This window comes from Vibrio bathopelagicus (assembly GCF_014879975.1).
Classification (GTDB): domain Bacteria; phylum Pseudomonadota; class Gammaproteobacteria; order Enterobacterales; family Vibrionaceae; genus Vibrio; species Vibrio bathopelagicus.
Genome location: NZ_CP062500.1, coordinates 1,972,135 through 1,990,870, shown reverse-complemented (window position 1 = coordinate 1,990,870; position 18,736 = coordinate 1,972,135). Strand labels below are relative to the sequence as shown.

Sequence of the window (18,736 nt, the reverse complement as noted above, 5' to 3'; positions counted from 1 at the left end):
TGGTCACAACAGACTAATCCCAATTTCCAATCTTCATTTCAGACTTACCAATCTGAAATCTTGCTAGCTCAAATTGATTATTGACAATGTTTGACGATCAAACTAAATTTCACCCATTGGTTTGATAATCAAAATACTTGTCAATCAAGGTACTTATTCTTAAAAAGTACGGTCAGTAACGACCATCTAACTGTGAACACAAGCTAAGGACGCCATTTTGAGTTTTCCAACACGTCATCAACACAACTTCTCTTCACACAATCAACAAGGTGAAAAACGCACTTTTTACGTTCTCTTGTTAACTGTTATTACCATGATTGTCGAAATCGTTGCCGGTACTATTTACGGCTCCATGGCATTGCTTGCCGATGGTTGGCATATGGGAACACACGCGGCGGCGTTTGGTATTACCTTGTTCGCATACCGTTACGCGAAGAAACATGCCGACAGTGAACGTTTCTCTTTCGGTACAGGTAAAGTCAGTGTGCTAGGGGGATACACCAGTGCGATTGCATTGGGGATTGTGGCGCTGTTGATGCTGGTGGAGTCAGTACATCGCTTGTTTAACCCGCAAGCGATTCAGTTTAACGAAGCGATCATCGTTGCGTGCGTTGGTTTGACAGTGAATGTAGTGAGTATGTTTTTGCTAGGGGATTATCACCACGGACATGATCATGGGCACGATCACTCTCATTCTGAACACAAGGGACACTGCCACGATCATCAACATGGTGAGCACCAAGAACACGCAGAGCACAAAGGACATCATCATGATCACAATCTCCGCGCGGCCTACATGCACGTGTTGGCCGATACATTGACGTCTCTGCTGGCGATCGTGGCACTGCTATTTGGTAAGTTTTACGGTTGGAACTGGTTGGATGCCGCTATGGGTATGGTTGGCGCTGTGGTTATTGCGAAATGGACCATGAACTTAATGAAGCAGACGAGTCCAATCTTGCTCGATCAGAATATCGACGATGAGTACCGTAACGGTATAACTGAAGTTTTAGCTCCTTATGCGGCTGTAACCGACTTACACATGTGGAAGGTGAGCGGGCATCACTACTCAGCGGCGATTACTCTTGAATCAAACAGTGATAAAACCGTCTCTGAATATAAACAAATGCTCGCCAAGTTTGATAAGATTAATCATCTTACTCTTGAAGTGCATTCAAACGGCCATGCGAAATATAGAACAGCTTAACCAAATACTGACTGAGTTCTACGATAAAATGTCTTCGTGGGAGCAATCCGTTGTTAAAGAAACGGGTTACTCCTTAGCGCAAGTGCATACTATCGAAGTGCTTGGTATGCATGGTGCGTTAAGAATGAAAGAACTCGCTGAAAAGTTGGGTATCACCACGGGTACACTCACTGTTCAAATCGAAAAATTAGTGAAAGCAGAGTTAATAGAGCGTCATGAACACCCAACTGATCGCCGTGCAATAGTCGTGGCTTTGACCGATGAAGGTCAGAAAATCCATGTTCATCATAACCAGCTTCACTTGAATCTCGTGAACGAGTTAACGCAAGACATCGAAGAAGACGATAAAGCCGTTTTGCTGAAGTGCCTGAGTAAGATGGTAAAAGCGTTTTAGTTTGAGTGGCTTCATGGATTATTGAGCCAATTTTCATTCGGTAACGAATCTAGAATCGACAACAAATAATAATGGACCGTACTCGAATAGAGTCGGTCCATTTTTTATGAATCTAAGAAATCGTGCGTAACTCCGGCTCACTTTATGAGCCAAAATAATGTCACTAAATGTGGTGAGGTAAATGAAATGTGAAAGATCATTTTATTCAAAGCCTTACGCAGCCTGCTGTACAAGCCTTGTTCACCCCGTCAAATAGCTGTCTCTCAAATTTATGATTCTGATAATGTACATAGTATAAAAGTGTGTTATTGATAAAATCGACTTTAAATGAAGAGTTCATTCTCTGCTTGAATGTAAATGAAAATACACCACTGGTGAACTGAAAAACTCTTCGCCCTTTGCCACGAATGCAGTGCCACAACCTTAGTGCTCATTATTGATACAAAAACCATAACAACAGCTAGATAGCGAAATTTAGATAGTAAAAATCACATAAAACTTAGAAACCCATAATTAGATAAGCAAAGACGAGTCACATATATGAATATAAAGAAAAAGCTCTATTCATTGGGAATATTTTCCATTTTCGGCATGATTGCATTGCTGTTTACAACTTCGCAATTTGCGGACACAACTGCTCAAATGAGCGAAGCTAAACAACTCACCAAAGAACTTGAAGTGCGTCTACTCAACCTGCGCAGAAACGAGAAAGACTTCTTGCTGCGCAGTGACATGAAGTACCTCGACAAGTTTGAACAAAACTATGACAAATTTTTAGCGTCAGAATCGCAACTTAATGCTGTCCTTAGTGATTTGGGGTTAGCCAATAGTACGCATTTACGTGAAGACATCGAAACGTACCACACAAGCTTTGTTGAGTTGGTAAAAGCCAATGAGGTATATGGCTTAGCGAAAGATAAAGGTTTACTTGGACAGTTTCATGAAGTGCTAGAAGGCATTAACCAAACAGCGAGTGCTGAACAAAAAGTTGAGCTGTACCTGTTTAATGACCTGATTGAAAAGGGCACATTCGACCCGAGTGTTCTTTCTATTACTTCGAATGCGGGCAGTTCAAGTACGCTTTTAGATGCTGCAAAGCAAGTTGTCGCGCAGAAACGTGTGATTGGTTTGAAGCATAATGAAGGTTTGCTCGGGCAAGCTCGATCGGGCTCTCACGCTATTGAGACTCAGTTTAAAGAGTTTTCCGCGGTTCTAGACCAAGAAACCAAAAAAGAGATGGATAAACTGTCGCTGATCAACAACATCCTTTGTATCACATTACTTGTGTCTATCATTCTGTTCAGCTGGTTAATAGTCCGTTCTATCATTGGCAAGATTGAGTCATTACTTACTGTGATTCGTAACATTGTGGATTCCAATGATGTGTCCATTCGTTCAGATATTGATGGTAAAGACGAACTGAGTACACTAGGTCAATATTTCAACCGTTTGCTTGATCAACTTGAAGGCTTAATCGCTGCTTCTCAATCGAAATCACAGCAACTGACTCAAAGTACATCAAACATGCATGATGAGCTTGAATCAGTAATCAACCAGTTTGAAGTACAAGCGAATCACACTTCAACAATGACGACTTCAGTGCAAGAAATGGTACAGACTATTGGTGAAATTTCTGAAAGCACCTCGGTTGCTGCAGAAGGGGTGTATCAAGCTAAAGCTAATGCTGATAAAGGGCGAGAAGTTGTAGTAGATACCATCGACAACATCACTCGCTTGTCTGAGCGCCTTTCAAGCAGCCAAGATTCTATTAGCTCACTGAATCACCATGTTGATCAAATTGGTGATGCAGTAAATATCATCCAAGGCATTGCAGAACAAACTAACCTGTTGGCATTGAATGCCGCGATTGAAGCTGCACGAGCGGGTGAACAAGGCCGCGGTTTTGCCGTAGTAGCAGATGAAGTTCGCGCATTGGCTAGCAGAACGCATCAATCAACAACAGAAATCACCAGCGTAGTGACAGCAATTCAAAGTCAGATGAATGCCTCGATGACTGAGATTGGTGAATGTAACCAACAAGGTCAGCTAACACTGAAAGATTCTGAAGAGCTAGATGCGAGCCTACAGCTTATCTTGAGTGACATGGAAAGCATTCAGGGTAACTCGGAGCGTATTGCCTCAGCGATTGAAGAGCAGGGCGCTGTGATGGCGCAAGTGAGTGATTCAATCACAGAGTTAAACACCATCTCGAACGATAACAATGCATCGGCTCAACACTGTTTAGTTGAAGTTGATAAGGTTGCTGAACAAGCGAATGATATGGACAAAGCGGTAGCGCAGTTTAAGACTTCATAAACTCTTTGATCGCTAACTGAGTAGTCAACCCGAAAAGGCACAGATCATCTGTGCCTTTTTTGTGTGTGGGGTATAGGCAAGTATCCGAATAGATAAGAATAAGGCATTCCAAAATAGACTTAAGTATCTGTGAAATAAAACTAAAATGATGCCAGACTATCAAGCATAGTAACGTTTGAGCCTTGTTTCGCTCGTCAGTTAAAACTCAAAGGAAGAGGAATAAAATGCACTACGACGTATTCAATGGAGATGCCGACGGCATAATCGCATTACTGCAGCTGCGCCTAAATGAGCCTAAAGAGAGCGTGCTCGTAACTGGTGTAAAGCGTGATATTAAGTTGCTATCTCAAGTCGTCTCTAAAATAGCAAAGCAGAACGATCACGGAGACGTTTCGTCTGTTACTGTCTTAGATGTGTCGATGGAGAAGAACCTCCCGGCATTGAACTCGCTACTCGATGATAATGTCGACGTTTTTTATTGCGATCACCATCGTACCGGAGATATACCATCGTCTAATCACCTCGATACTTTGATCAATACAGCGTCTGAATGTTGCACCAGCTTGTTGATAAACCAAAAGTTGAAGGGGCGCTATGTTGCATGGGCAATTGCGGCTGCCTTTGGGGACAATCTTAAAACAGTTGCGACACGGCTAGCAGCGACAAATGGTTTTGATGAAGCTCAAACTACTTTTTTAGAAGAGTTGGGAACTCTCATTAATTACAACGGTTACGGCTCGTCATTGAGTGACTTACACTTCACGCCAGCTGAGCTGTATCGAATCCTTTACCAATATCCTAATCCGTTGGATCTATTGGCTGATAAAAACTCTGTGTTTTATCGTCTGCGTGCTGCTTATCAAAATGACTACCAACAATTATCGAACTTAGTACCAATATATGAGAGCGATGTTGCTCGTGTATTTGAATTACCGGGAGAAACTTGGGCAAGGCGCATTAGTGGTGTCTTTGGTAATGATATCGTCAATCAAGATCCGGCCCGAGCACAAGCGGTGTTAACAAAGAACCAAGGTGGAGATTCTTATACGGTGAGCTTACGAGCACCGTTATCAAATAGAGTAGGGGCTGATGAAATTTGTTCTAGTTTTGAAACGGGTGGTGGGCGAAAAGCAGCGGCAGGTATTAACCAACTTAATGAAATGGATAAAGTGAATTTTATATCGTTAATTGAGAGTTTTTATTCAAATCTTAATGGCGATGTAGACAGTTAATAGCCGAGGTTAGCCTTAGAGTTGCATCAATTCTGATCTTCATGTTTGGCCGTGTGTGGGTATCAACTAGCATATGTATAGCTACTAGATCCAATCGATTTTAGTGATGTCACTCGCAACGTAAAATAGTAATAAACTCAATAAATACGGGGCTTTAGGCCATATTTTTCCTCATTTTTAGTCTTACATATTCTTTTGGCCCATTTTTTAAACTCACCTTAATTACGCGTGTGAATTTTTCCTCAGTCAATCATTTTGCATGTCAATGTTTCAGGCGATGAATACCTACTTTTAACATTTTAATTTGAATGGAAAGTCAAAATCATATTGATTCTGATATTCAATCTGTGACTTAAGGTCACAAGTTAAATCAAAGGTTATCTTTTCTTATAAATTCCATTACTTATCTATAAATATTCATGGCTAAAATGAATGGGTTCGGTTGTGATTGGCACAGCTGTTAAGCAAGGAAGTGGAACTGATGTTGAAACGTAAAGCTCTACAATTAGCAGTATCGGTCGGCATGGCCGCAATGTCTGGTGCTGTTTATGCGAATGGTTCAGATATGACGAATCCAGATTCTGGTGTCGTGGTAGGTTATTGGCATAACTGGTGTGATGGTGGTGGCTACCAAGGTGGCAATGCGCCTTGCGTGACACTGGATGAAGTGAACCCGATGTATAACATCGTGAATGTATCATTCATGAAGGTGTACGACGTGGCGGATGGTCGAATTCCAACTTTTAAACTGGACCCAACGATTGGGCTTTCAGAAGAACAATTTATTGACCAAATCACTGAACTCAACAAGCAAGGTCGCTCTGTACTGCTAGCTCTGGGTGGAGCTGATGCACACGTAGAACTAAAAACGGGTGATGAAAGAGCCTTTGCTGATGAGATTATCCGCCTTACAGAGCGTTACGGTTTTGATGGTTTAGATATCGATCTAGAACAAGCAGCAGTAACCGCAGAAAATAACCAAACCGTGATTCCTGATGCCCTTAAGTTAGTGAAAGATCATTACCGCGCTGAAGGCAAAAACTTCCTGATTACCATGGCGCCTGAGTTTCCGTACTTAACGACAGGCGGTAAGTATGTCCCTTACATCGATAACCTAGAAGGTTACTACGACTGGATTAACCCACAGTTTTATAATCAAGGTGGTGATGGTATCTGGGTTGATGGGGTAGGTTGGATTGCTCAAAATAACGATGAGTTAAAAGAAGAGTTCATCTATTACATCTCTGACTCTCTAATCAACGGTACTCGTGGTTTCCACAAAATCCCACATGACAAACTCGTGTTTGGTATCCCTTCAAGTATCGATGCTGCAGCTACGGGGTTTGTGCAAGAGCCACAAGACTTATACGATGCGTTCGATAGCCTGACAGCTCAAGGCCAACCTTTGCGCGGTGTGATGACTTGGTCGATCAACTGGGATATGGGTACTAATAAGAGCGGTCAACAATACAACGAACAGTTTATTAAAGACTATGGCCCTTTTGTCCATGGCCAAGTGACACCGCCCCCGGTTGAAGGTGAACCCGTTCTGAAAGGTGTTGAAAATACGCGCGTTCTGCACCGCACAACATTTGATCCAATGGACGGTGTGACAGCAACAGATAAAGAAGATGGTGATTTGACGTCTTCAATTGATGTTGAAGGGTATGTTGAAACTGATGTGATCGGTACTTATGTTCTGACCTATCGCGTAAAAGACAGCGATAACAACGAAACTACTAAAGCGAGAACGGTAGAGGTTTACAGTCAGAAGCCAGTATTCAGCGGTGTATCCGATACTACTGTTGTACTGGGTACTGCGTTTGATCCAATGGCTGGCGTAAGCGCGAACGATGCAGAAGACGGTGATTTAACGAGTACTATCACACATTCTGGCAGTGTCGACGTGAACGAAATTGGCAACTACACGCTGGTATATAGTGTCACTGATAGTGCTAATCAAACGGAAACAGCTGAACGTAAAGTGTCGGTGACTGATGGATCTAACTGTGCTGCTGCGTGGGATGCCGATACGGTTTATGTTGAAGGCGACCAAGTATCACATGACGGTTCAACGTGGGGAGCTGGCTGGTATACTCGTGGCGAAGAGCCGGGAACGACAGGTGAGTGGGGTGTTTGGAGAAAGGTTTCAGACTCTTCATGTGGTGGCAACCCAGACCCGGGTGTAGATCCTGAACTTCTAGTTTCGGGCCTTCAGTCTGAATACGCTCCAGATAACGGCAATGTCCGCTTAGAGCTAACGTTAACATCTAACGAAGCATTAGATGTAACTGCGACGGTTATTAACAGTGCAGGTACTGTGGTTGAGCAAACGAAGGTAAACCTCGTCGATAGCCAAACAATCACTATCGTTTTAAGTGATGTCACCGAAGGGCAATACTCACTTGAAGTGGTTGGTATAGCAACAGACGGCGAAATAGTGACGGTGAACAATTCGTTCTCTGTTAAAGACGGAGGCGGTACAACACCACCTCCAGGTGATTACCCTCCGTATGAAGCAGGAACCAACTACGAAGCGGGCGATATTGTTGTGGGCAGTGACAATGGTCTATACGAATGTAAACCTTGGCCATACACGGCTTGGTGTGCAAGCGCATCTTATGCACCAGCAGAAAGCCAATACTGGCAAGATGCTTGGACAAAGCTTTAATCAGTTATCTGATACAACGTAAATAGCACATATATTGAGAGACCTTTCGGTCTCTCTTTTTTTGTGTATAAGTGAGAGGCCAAAAGGAGACATGTAAATGAGTGCTATAGATACTGCTCTAGATCAAAACAAGAGTGATTATCAATTGTATTATCTGTTGTGAAAATGCAGTATGCGCCTACTGAATTTTCCATTTCTTGAATATTTAAATAATGAATCTAGCGCAAGTCGACCTTAATCTCTTAGTCATCCTCAAACACCTTCTCGAAGAAAAGCACGTCTCAAACACAGCCTTAGCGTTGGATATGAGCCAACCTACGGTGAGTCGTTCGCTGCAAAAACTGCGCACTGTATTTAACGATGATTTGTTGGTGAGAGCGGCTTATGGCTATGAATTAACGCCAAAAGCGGAAGCGATTAAACAAGATCTTAATTCTGTACTTACGCGCTTAGAAAAGCTGGTTCATGGCGATGTATTTGATCCTCAGAGGAGTGACAATACCGTTCGTTTTTTTGGCTTGGTTCCTCAGGTTTCACACTTATTGCCAAAGGTAGTGGCGCAAATTCGCAAGCAAGCACCGAACATGGTTGTCGATATCGATTCTATCCCTAAACGTCACTTCGAACCTTTGTTGTCAGGCGATGCGCACTTTGTGCTATCGACTCATGAGCCGTTAAGCTCTGAACAAAACTTGTATCGAATGTTCGTGATCAGCCGTGATTACCGCTTATTGATGAGCAAAGATCACCCGCTTGCCGATAAAGAGATCACGGTCGATGATTTACTCAACAGCCAACTAGGTCAGATCTCGCTGCAAGGTGACAAAAAACTCTCCATTGAAAATCGCTTTAAAGATTTAGGTTTGATTGATAAGCAGCGCCAGCTATCCATCCCAATTCAGCTATCCAACTTTAATATTGCTGCGGATATCGCTGAGACAACCGACATCATCTTCCACTTACCGACACCGTTTGCCACACAAGCTGCAAATCAACGAGATTTGATTTGTAAACGCGTACCTAAAGCCATTAGAAGCCCGTCAGAAGACGTGTATCTATATTGGCACAAGCGTTTCCACAATGATCCTATGTGTCGATGGGTTCGCAATCTATTTAAAGAGATATACACCTAATTCATCTGGGTGGTGAATGCTATTGAAATGGTTATATTGAAATGAATATGCCTTTGTTTTGTTATTTGAAAGGTGAATAACGAGAATCAATTTTTGGTATGAAACTTTCGTTGATAAGAATGGTATCAGGCTGTTTAATGCAAACCATTATCATTACCAATCACATATAAGAATAAATATCATGTCTGAGAGATCTCTTTTGATTCGCAAACCTCTTTTGGTTCGTAAACCCCTTTCGGTCGCAGTCGCTGTTATTTGTACGTCACTTTCAGCTAACGTGTTAGCGCAAGAAGAAGCACAAGCTACAGATGAACAAATGGTGGTTACGGCAACTCGTACTGAGATGGCACTAAAACAAGCACCAGCTTCAATGTCGGTTATCACCGCTCAAGATATTGAAGATAGCCCGGGTATTACCTTGGCTGACATCGTTGCTGAATCAACGAGTGTTGAATCTGACTTCGATAGCACACGTGCTGGCCGTCAAATGATCTCTATTCGTGGTATGGATTCTGATTACACGCTTATCATGGTCAATGGCCGTCGTTTAAGCTCAGCAAGCGCCATCATCCGTGGTAACGATTTCGACCTTTCTACCATTCCTGCCGATTCAATCGAGCGTGTTGAAATCATCCGTGGCCCAATGTCGGCGCTTTACGGTTCAGATGGCATGGGTGGCACAATCAACATCATCACTAAAGCTCCGGAAAATGATTGGAGTTCAACACTAAGCATGGACACTTCATCACCGCTTGATGGTTATGGAGGGGAAGAGTACTCCATGGGCTTCACGACATCTGGTGCATTGATTGAAGATGAGTTGTTTGCTCGCCTTTCTGTTAACCAAACGAGCCGTAACGCATGGCAACCATATTCTGGTACACACAGTTCTGGTTACGATCGTTCAGAGATAACAGCTCTAGAAGAACGCGACACGTTAAGCTTACTTGCGAGCCTGACATGGAATGCAACAGACAACCAAACCATCGATTTCGATTTTGGCTACAGTGATGATGAACGTGACTCATCCGCTGAAAACTTAAGTTCTGTAATTGAATCTGATACACAAGTAGTGCGCCAGAGCCAAGCGATTACCCATAGTGGCTTTTGGAGTTGGGGTGATACTCAAGTACGTTATTCTCGTGAGAACGTGACTGATAATGATGCTGCTGACTCTGATACTAATTACAGCAGTGATGTTGAAGAGCTGACCCAAATAGTTGAAGCGTCTGCAACCACTTATCTTGGTGACAGCCACACAGTAACGTTTGGTATGGATTACCAATTGAGTGAGTTGACCAACAAAGAAAACCTCCTTAATGGAACGTCAGAGGCTTACCAAGGCGCATTGTTTGTTCAAGACCAATGGCTAATGACAGAACAACTAACGGCGACCATTGGTGGGCGTTTAGATAAGCACGAATTGTACGGTGAAGAGTTCAGCCCGCGAGTGTACTTGGTACACCAAACCACAAATGACTTGATCATTAAGGGTGGAGTGGGTAAAGCATTTAAAGCACCGACCTTGACGCAAAACCAAGCGGACTATCAAGTTAATAGCTGTAAAGGGGCATGTGATCTATATGGTAACGAAGATCTAAAGCCTGAAACTAGCTGGAACTATGAGATTGCAGCTATATACAGTCAACCTCGTTGGAATGTCGAAGGTGCGTTGTTCCGCAATGAAATTAACGACCTTATTGACCGTGATGAAACATATTGTGAGAACGGCGGAATGTTTGAATCGGGCAAAGGGTGTGCGGATAGCTCTAGTTCAACTGGCTATGTAAAAGGTAAACGTACTTACACCAATGTGTCAGAAGCCGTTGTCCAAGGTGCAGAGCTGACAGGTCAATTCCAAATTACGGATGAGTGGGGCGTGTCTGGTAACTACACATTCTTAGACACAGAAGACAAATCAACAGGTGAAGAACTGCTTGAGCGTTACAAACACTCGGGTTTGGTTAAACTGAACTGGAGCCCGACTTACGACCTGAATACGTTTGTTAGTGCGCGTTACCGTGGTGAGCGTCAGATTGAAAGCGACCTAACTCAAGACGCATATACAACGCTGAACATGGGTGCCGTGTACAACGTGAATGATTCAGTACGATTGCGTGCGGGTATCACGAACTTGACTGACGAAGCGGTATCACAAGAGCTAGAGAGTATGGGTTATGTTGAAGAACCACGTACTTACTACGTAGGTATGACAGCTGATTTCTAATCTGGATTTGATGATTTAACCAGTCTAAGTTACTAAAAAGACCCGCACAACTTAGCGTTATTACTGACGCTGAGCTGTATTACAGATTATAAGTTGTGTGGGTTCTTTTCGTATTAGGCTTTTACACAAGTGATTAGAGCATTGCCTGAAAGGTTATTCCACGGCAAAAGCTTGTCGTAATCGTGTTCAAATATATGAACTTCAAACAAGGGGCTCAACATTTCGATCAGTTCTTTGAACGTGAATGCCACCATAGGGTGTTCATCATTCCATACCTGCGTTTTACCTGCTGTTGTCTTCTCAATACAGAGTTTCAATGCCTGTTTATCGCCTTTACCTGAGTAATACCAGCCAGAGCGGAAAGTAAAATCTTCCTCTTCTTGGTTAGTCGTATGTCGAACAAATAGGTCGTTGCTGATCTTATCTTTATCGACCACGTTAAAGCAGAAGACTCCGCCTTCTTTAAGTGCTTTGTGAACACTCGCAATACACTCTTTCAACTTATCGATGCCATCGTTGTAGTGGATGGAGTATAAGAAACAAGTGATAAGGTCGAATGGCTCAGAGACTTCGAAATTACTCATGTTCTGTACTGAAAAATTGGCTTCAGGACAACGGACTTGAGCAATATCTAGCATCGGCTTATTCAGGTCAAGACCATTGCTTTGATAGCCATAATCAATGAAGTAGCGAACGTGTGGTCCAGTGCCACATCCAAGGTCTAGGTGGTTTTTTCCTTCGTTTCCAAAAATCTGATGTAGTCTACGAATGCAGTTACTTTGCGATTGGTAGTCAATATCAACACACATTAAATCATAGTAACCAGATAGGTCGGTATAGAGCGCGTTGGCGGACATGTTTGCCTGCAGCATTTGCTGAAAAAGTTGGGGTGGCGCATAGTAAACTAGAACTTAAAAATGACAAGAAAATCTTATATAAATTTACTGACTTAAACAGCACAAACTCTTGTCCTTTATTGCATCTCTTTATCTTAGATATGCTGTTTTGGGTTCGCACTCCACACAACGGCCTTCTGGGGTTACCGACACTCGATTTTTACCTTTGGCTTTCGCTTGGTAGAGCGCGTCATCGGTTACTTTTATCAAGGTATTGATCGATCTGCTGGAGCGTACAATGCAACTGTCGGTGATGCCAATACTGACACTCGATTGAAATTTCTTTCGGTTAAACCCTAAAAACTGAAGTGAACGAAATTCCTCGCAGATGCGCTCACCAACAATTCTTGCTTGAGATTCAGCGGTGGCGAGTGCCGTCGCGTAAGTTGTTCGAGCTCTTGGGAAAAAGACGATAAATTCTTCGCCGCCCCAACGCCCTACGACACCGTTTAAGATTTTGACGTGCTTCTTGATGGTTTGAGCAAGAGTTCGGATGACTTCATCCCCAACATTGTGCCCAAACTGGTCGTTAATCTTTTTGAAATCATCAATATCGAACAGTAAACAAGAAATCTCTGTGTGGTTGTTTACCGGTTCTTTCAACCAATCGTAAATAGCACTGCGGTTGAACACTTGTGTTAGGTCATCGTGAAGGGCGCGGTGCAATAACTCTTGTTCCAATCTCACCTTATCTGTGACGTCTTCTACTACAACTTGAATCGCTTTTTCACCTTCCCAGTAAATGATGTTGTCGTAGATGTTGAAGTGTTTCTTGCTGCCGTCGAGGCAATGATTTTCTACCACTGAACTGAAGCTTGGCGTGTTACCTGCAAGAATGTTGTTACTACGCCTCATCGCGTTAATGCGATTGTCAGGTGGAATGATTGAAATGACTGATTCCATGGTAAGTACTTGCGATATCGATTTGGCGCCCTGCATTTCAACCCAAGCTTGATTAACCATCAACGGCTTAAAATTCCGATGAATGAGTACGCCTTGTTTCGAACTATTGAGAAGGGCTCGGTACATGCGGTCTTGTGCTTGGTGTTTTCGTTCTGAAGCGACAACCGATGTGATATCAATGATCATGACACGGAGTGCAGGGCGATCATTGACTTTAATGGCTTGTGCCAGACTAAATAAAGAGAGGGTTCGTCCATTGATTGAAACGTCTTTATACAGTTTTCCCTTTTGGAGTTGTCCTTTGATTGCTGAGAGATAGCGCTCGCGAACAGACCCACGATAATTTTCAGGTACTATTGAATAAACGAAGTCGACATTGTTTAGGAGCGTTTCTCGGCTAACGTAACCGAATATTTTTGCGATATTGTCATCTACATCGATAACTAGATGATCTTGTAGGGTGATGTAGCCCTGTACCGAGTCGAAATTCTGGCAAGGTGTAGCGGTGGTTAAATCTAGTTGGATGCTCATATCGACCTGGCTATTATCTCTCACCGGGAATAGGTGCTTGTATGGATTTTGGTGCTAAGCATATTAGGTTGCAGTACCAAGAAAGAGTTTTCGAGGTGTTGCAATATAAACGCGCGAGACTATGTAAACAAAATATGATATTCATGATTTTCGAGACTAGCTTAATTTTACTGTATCGAAAACGGATTAAAAAATTATTAAGGATAATTAAATCGTTATGGAAATAAAGATAGACGACTTGTCTGGCGGAGAGGTGGTTGGATTGCTTGAAGAGCACTTGGCTGATATGTACGCAACATCACCGCCTGAAAGTGTTCATGCGCTCGACATCGAAGGGTTAAAGTCGCCTGAGATAACGTTTTTTAGCGCTTGGAAAGACAGCCAACTACTAGGGTGTGTTGCCATTAAAGAGTTAGATAGCAATCACGCTGAGCTAAAGTCAATGCGTACGACTCAGGTTGCTCGTAAATCTGGGGTGGCAAGTAAGTTACTGCAGCACGTTTTGGATACCGCAATCGCTCGTCAGTATCGAACAGTCAGTTTAGAAACAGGTTCAGAAGACTATTTTAAACCTGCTCGTAATCTATATGAGAAGTTTGGCTTTGGTTACTGTGAACCGTTTGCTGATTACGAGTTAGATCCGTACAGCCAGTTTATGAGTATCGAACTGCGCTAATACAAGCTCAATAGCTAATCGCCAACAATGATAAAAGAGATATTCCCTACGTCATTCCAGAACCGAGGGACGAGGTATGTGGAATCTCTAACCTCAAAGCGAGATTCCCTATAATGCTCGTCCCTCGCTTTAGGGAATGACGAATTTCCGGTATCAATGACTAATAGCTAAAATCGTTAGCGAGTTTCAAGCTCTGCGAAAATAGCTTCAGCATCCACCATGCTTCCTGAGATAGAAAGTGTGCTGAACGGAACCAAATCCTCAGGGTGAGAAGGCTTTTTAACAAGCAGTTCAGGGTAGGTTTTTGAATCACCCATCAACATTGCCTTCAGCTCTTTGACTGATAAATCCGGATAGCGTGACCACACTAATGCCGCGACGCCAGAAACAACAGGCGCAGCCATACTAGTGCCACTCTTCGAACCATAGGTGTTACCCGGAGTGGTTGATAAAATACGGTACCCCGGAGCAAAAACATCAACAGATTTCTGGCCGAAGTTACTGAAGCTCGCAACTAACGTTTCGTCAGCGTATTTCGCTGATGCGCCCACATCTAACCATGTAGAAATTGGTTTTGATCGGTAGTGTTTTGCGTAGCGATTTGGAAAGCTTGGTTTTATGTCGTTATCGTTGCGGCTGTTCCCAGCAGAGTGAACAATCAGCACGCCTTTACGCGCGGCATAGCGGAAAGCATGGTCGACTATATATTTACGTGGTGAGTAGCTCTTTCCGAAGCTCATGTTAATGATCTTCGCGCCGTTATCGACTGCGTAACGCACTGCGTTGGCAATATCTTTGTCTCGCTCATCGCCATTTGGCACCATACGTACCGCCATGATCTGAGCATGGTCCGCTACACCATCAATACCGATGAAATTATTGCGTTCTGCTGCGATGATTCCAGCCACGTGTGTGCCATGTGAACCGACGGGGCCTTTAACATCGTTGTTACCGTAGCCTTTTTCCCAAGGATTGTTGATGTCGTCCCAAACAATGTCAGCACGCGTATCGAGATCTAGGTTGAGATGGAAATCTAAGGAGTCTTGATAACGGCTTCGACGTGATTCTAGATATTCAAATGAGTACCATGAATCAAACACATTCAAAAGCCCTTCAGCAGCTGTAACAACACTCGGGTTGTCGTTATTTAATAGAACTTGTAATCCGTTTACTGTGAAGTCTTTATGTTCGGTGAGTTTTAGTATTTCTGCTTTGTAAACATTTGCTTCGTCAGTTGCTGCGGTTACACGATTCAACGCGTCTTGGTCATCTTTTAGAGACGACAAGTAATCTGCTTCAACAGCTTGATAGTACGTACGTTTCTTACGAGGAATCCAATGTCCGTTCTCTTTTAATTCGAGGTACTTCTTGTATTCTCTGGTGACCTCTAATGTGTCTTGATCAACGTTAATACCTAATGAGTTACCAAGGAAATTCCAACCATGAACATCATCGATGTAGCCATTGCCATCATCATCGATGTAGCCATTGCCATCATCATCGATACCGTTGTCTGGGATCTCTCCTTCATTGGTCCAAAGCTTGTTTTTTAGGTCTTCGTGTTGGATATCGACTCCCGAATCAAGAACGGCAACGATCACTGGCTGCGGTTGAAGAGGGGGCATGAGGTAGTCGTAAACAACATCAGAACCCACGCCCTGAAGTCTTGTGTAGCTTGCTGATAGGTTAAACCAATCGCCACGTTGTTCATCGGCATTATTCATCATTCTCATGGAGAAAAATGAAGGTTGGATTGTTTCTCGCGAGTAATCCTCGACAATCGTACCTTTTACATCTTGGATGAAAGGTGAGTTGAAAGGTTGCGGCTCTAGGCTATTTTCATTGAGATCCGAAGCTGATACGTGAGCCGAAGCCATAATGGCTAAGGCTATAGTGGTAAGTCTGTGTCCGTGATTCATCTGTGTTACATCCTTATCATTGTGCGACTAAATAGTTGTGCGATTAAAACTGACGTGTTCGAAGAGCGATGGAAAAATACGCGTTAAGTCAGTTACGTGGACGGGAAATGCCCGCTCAAAATCAGTCAAAAGGTAATATGCAATCAGATTTGTATCATTCACTCAGTCAATAAAATGGTAGAAAGGTCTCACTGTGGTCGATTTTTACGTCGTAAAGTTTGAGCTGAATTCTATTAATAAGATCAACATTTATAAAATAAACTTCGAGTGTAAAGGCCTTAAAAATCAATTGATTAGTTTGTTAGTTATTGTGGAGAAGAGTAGGAGGCGTGATTATGGTATCGATAGCACAGTCATTAGTGGTGTGAAGAGCACCCCGGTAATATAAAAAGGCCAATCTTTTATGACTGACCTTTTTTGAAATGACGTTTATCGAATTTCTAGTTCGAATCGATAGTCGATGTTCAAATTAACATCTACGTCAACATGGTTGGTGCCGCTTGTAATACTTTGTCTGGGGTCCCAAAGAACTTCTGAGAGCCATCTTTCTCAAGTAAAAGGCACTGATTCGTGATCGCGACCATCGCTTTACTTGAAGTAGTGAATATAACGGTGCTATTGGCAAGATACTCTTTGAATAGGAGAGTTAGATAGCGATTGTTCTCTTGTTCAGAGCCTACAAACGGCTCATCCATGATGATCACTTTCTTATTGCAATATCCGATGCCTATCGCAAGTATGAGCTTCCTGTATACGCCATCAGGGAGTGTGGACAAGAACTCCGCAGACAAAACGGTATTTTTTCCGTGTGGTAGGTAAGGTATCAAATCTAAGAAATTCAACATCTCATCAATAAAGTCTTCAGGTACATACCCGTTGTATACCGTGTAATTTGCGTGCACGGAGCTATGGTAAATGTGCATGTCGAAGGGGATATGGCAAATACTGCTTCTGAACCTAAAGTTATTGAATTGCGTGACATTGTAACCGTCATACAGCAACTGCCCTTGAAAACGTACTTCAATCCCAGCCAGAATATTCATAAGTGTGGTCTTTCCGGAGCCTGAAGGCGCACAAATAGAAATTTTTTCACCAGCTTGGATATTGAACGATAGATTCGTTAGTCCACGGCTACAGCCTTGGTGGCGATGTGACAAGGCTTTGATATTCAGGTTGCCACTAAACTCATGGATAGGCGGGCTTTTTTCCATTCGGGTTTTATCATCATCTAACGACATCAGGGCGTTAATTTGAGCGGAAGACGCTTTGATGGTGTCGACCTTAGCTAATGAGTTATAGATCCCCATGATCGGCGTTAATGCCTTCCAAACTAAGATGATGATAGCCAACATTGAACCAGGGTTCGCGTCACCAGACATCACCGCACTCACAGCAACAACGATGGTTGTCGTACCGATAATCTGAATAAAGCTGGTCCCCAGCTGCTGTATTTTTGCGTTAGTGACAGACACTTGGTATGAATCTTTTAGGCGCTGCGTGAGCGCTGAGTTGAAGCGAGATTTAACCACGGATAGCAGTGGCAGCTTTTGAATCGAACCCACGTTCATCAGTAGCTCATTCCATTGATAAGAAACCATGGCATTAGCTCGAGAACTTTTTGATGTTGCTTGAAGGTAGACATATCGAGAGTACATACAGAATACGAGCATAACGGCGATACCGACTAATACCGTGATTGCTGCAGTGCCTGACATGATGGAAATCGCGACTAGGAATATGAAGATGAATGGCAGGTCGAAATAGCTTAGGCTCGATTCCGCGGTCACTAGTTGTCTAAACTGGTCAATATCTTTAAGCCTTGCAAGTTGAGACGACGTCGTGGCTGTTGACGTTAGAGAGTAGGGTAACCATAGAAGCTTTGAAATAATATGGTATGAAATATAGCACGCGAGTTCTTGCCCAGAAGTGTTGAGGATATTCATCCTTTGACGTTTTAAAAAGTGCTCTAAGATGGCGATTACGATAGCACCAGACGCGAGCCAGTATAGGGTTGATACCGATTCTGCCGTTAATGCAAACGTGTACACCCCCATAATAAAGAATGGCTGTATCGTACCAAAGAGAGTGTTAAACAGGCTCAACAAGGCAAGACTTTTAAACTCCCTGCTGTACTGGTAAAAAATGTGTTTGACCCAGTTCCTTTTGTCTTGTGACTCTGGTGATGGCTCTCTAAATATTCGAGAGTAACTCGAAATACTGCACACATACGCTTTGAGCTTTCCCGATACTGGGCTCTCGATTGGCAGGTCGTTCTCGTAATCGTATAAGAAAAGAACCCCGCCTTCGTAGTTCAGTAAAATATAGTGTTGTTTATCAATGGTAATAAACGCTGGGCTATTGATCGTACACAATTGGTCTGTATGTGTGATTCGACTGTTGATGCATTGGTATCCGAGCCGAGAGAGCGTTTTATCGAAAGAGGTTGACGGTTGGCTGTGGCTGACAAAGGCATCGGAAAGCATGTCAGCGGTTCCTTCCCACTGCAAAGAGACTAAAGCGTAGCTTAAGCCGAGTAAAATGGGTGTTTCTGCATAGCGCGTTGATAAATGACCTTCTCGAAAGTGCACTAGACGTTCTTGAATCTCATCAAAGGCAATTAATGTATCCATA

The 18,736-nt window shown here is 43.0% G+C and carries 12 protein-coding genes; 8 read left to right on the top strand and 4 right to left on the bottom strand.

What is annotated here, in order from left to right:
* Positions 1-217 precede the first annotated feature (217 nt).
* The 7 genes from dmeF (at position 218) to IHV80_RS08725 (ending at position 11,180) form a co-directional block, all read left to right on the top strand.
* Entirely contained in the window at positions 218-1,207 is a 990-nt protein-coding gene (gene dmeF, locus IHV80_RS08755) for a CDF family Co(II)/Ni(II) efflux transporter DmeF (RefSeq protein WP_192888754.1), read from the top strand.
* Positions 1,185-1,601 carry a MarR family winged helix-turn-helix transcriptional regulator gene (locus IHV80_RS08750; RefSeq protein ID WP_192888753.1) on the top strand — a complete coding sequence of 139 codons (417 nt, stop codon included), beginning with the start codon at positions 1,185-1,187 and terminating at the stop codon, positions 1,599-1,601. The genes dmeF and IHV80_RS08750 overlap by 23 nt, the downstream gene beginning before the upstream one ends.
* Before the next feature lie 591 nt (positions 1,602-2,192).
* A complete protein-coding gene (locus tag IHV80_RS08745) occupies positions 2,193-3,917 on the top strand; it encodes a methyl-accepting chemotaxis protein (RefSeq protein ID WP_192890742.1) in 1,725 nt (574 codons plus the stop codon).
* Between the two features lie 224 nt (positions 3,918-4,141).
* The gene (locus IHV80_RS08740) at positions 4,142-5,149 is read left to right on the top strand and encodes a DHH family phosphoesterase (protein ID WP_192888752.1); all 1,008 of its coding nucleotides are present in this window, start codon (positions 4,142-4,144) and stop codon (positions 5,147-5,149) included.
* A 481-nt stretch (positions 5,150-5,630) separates the two neighbouring features.
* Positions 5,631-7,820 carry an immunoglobulin-like domain-containing protein gene (locus tag IHV80_RS08735; protein ID WP_192888751.1) on the top strand — a complete coding sequence of 730 codons (2,190 nt, stop codon included), beginning with the start codon at positions 5,631-5,633 and terminating at the stop codon, positions 7,818-7,820.
* 212 nt (positions 7,821-8,032) lie between these two features.
* Positions 8,033-8,953 (top strand): LysR family transcriptional regulator, encoded by a 921-nt coding sequence (locus IHV80_RS08730; protein WP_192888750.1) that lies wholly within the window; start codon positions 8,033-8,035, stop codon positions 8,951-8,953.
* Between the two features lie 181 nt (positions 8,954-9,134).
* Entirely contained in the window at positions 9,135-11,180 is a 2,046-nt protein-coding gene (locus IHV80_RS08725; protein WP_192888749.1) for a TonB-dependent receptor domain-containing protein, read from the top strand.
* A 113-nt stretch (positions 11,181-11,293) separates the two neighbouring features.
* Here IHV80_RS08725 and IHV80_RS08720 read toward each other — a convergent pair whose 3' ends face one another.
* Together IHV80_RS08720 and IHV80_RS08715 are read right to left on the bottom strand one after the other, a co-directional pair.
* Positions 11,294-12,037: a class I SAM-dependent DNA methyltransferase gene (locus tag IHV80_RS08720; protein ID WP_192888748.1), complete on the bottom strand. Its 744-nt coding sequence runs from the start codon at positions 12,035-12,037 to the stop codon at positions 11,294-11,296.
* 129 nt (positions 12,038-12,166) lie between these two features.
* Positions 12,167-13,510, bottom strand: coding sequence for a sensor domain-containing diguanylate cyclase (locus IHV80_RS08715; protein WP_192888747.1), 1,344 nt, complete (start codon positions 13,508-13,510; stop codon positions 12,167-12,169).
* Positions 13,511-13,727: 217 nt separating this feature from the next.
* Between IHV80_RS08715 and IHV80_RS08710 the strand changes: the two genes are divergently transcribed.
* Entirely contained in the window at positions 13,728-14,186 is a 459-nt protein-coding gene (locus tag IHV80_RS08710) for a GNAT family N-acetyltransferase (RefSeq protein WP_192888746.1), read from the top strand.
* Between the two features lie 176 nt (positions 14,187-14,362).
* On the opposite strand, the gene IHV80_RS08705 is transcribed toward IHV80_RS08710, so the two are convergent.
* Positions 14,363-16,105 (bottom strand): S8 family peptidase, encoded by a 1,743-nt coding sequence (locus IHV80_RS08705; RefSeq protein WP_192888745.1) that lies wholly within the window; start codon positions 16,103-16,105, stop codon positions 14,363-14,365.
* Positions 16,106-16,581: 476 nt separating this feature from the next.
* On the bottom strand, positions 16,582-18,735 hold the full coding sequence (locus IHV80_RS08700; protein WP_192888744.1) for an ATP-binding cassette domain-containing protein: 2,154 nt from the start codon (positions 18,733-18,735) through the stop codon (positions 16,582-16,584).
* Between the last annotated feature and the right edge of the window lies 1 nt (position 18,736).

Coding starts and splice junctions, on each gene's coding strand:
- IHV80_RS08715 (WP_192888747.1), bottom strand. CDS start 13,510: ATGAGCATCCAACTAGATTTAACCACCGCTACACCTTGCCAGAATTTC.
- IHV80_RS08700 (WP_192888744.1), bottom strand. CDS start 18,735: ATGGATACATTAATTGCCTTTGATGAGATTCAAGAACGTCTAGTGCAC.
- IHV80_RS08740 (WP_192888752.1), top strand. CDS start 4,142: ATGCACTACGACGTATTCAATGGAGATGCCGACGGCATAATCGCATTA.
- IHV80_RS08730 (WP_192888750.1), top strand. CDS start 8,033: ATGAATCTAGCGCAAGTCGACCTTAATCTCTTAGTCATCCTCAAACAC.
- IHV80_RS08710 (WP_192888746.1), top strand. CDS start 13,728: ATGGAAATAAAGATAGACGACTTGTCTGGCGGAGAGGTGGTTGGATTG.
- IHV80_RS08735 (WP_192888751.1), top strand. CDS start 5,631: ATGTTGAAACGTAAAGCTCTACAATTAGCAGTATCGGTCGGCATGGCC.
- IHV80_RS08750 (WP_192888753.1), top strand. CDS start 1,185: ATGCGAAATATAGAACAGCTTAACCAAATACTGACTGAGTTCTACGAT.
- IHV80_RS08705 (WP_192888745.1), bottom strand. CDS start 16,105: ATGAATCACGGACACAGACTTACCACTATAGCCTTAGCCATTATGGCT.
- IHV80_RS08725 (WP_192888749.1), top strand. CDS start 9,135: ATGTCTGAGAGATCTCTTTTGATTCGCAAACCTCTTTTGGTTCGTAAA.
- IHV80_RS08720 (WP_192888748.1), bottom strand. CDS start 12,037: ATGTCCGCCAACGCGCTCTATACCGACCTATCTGGTTACTATGATTTA.
- IHV80_RS08745 (WP_192890742.1), top strand. CDS start 2,193: ATGATTGCATTGCTGTTTACAACTTCGCAATTTGCGGACACAACTGCT.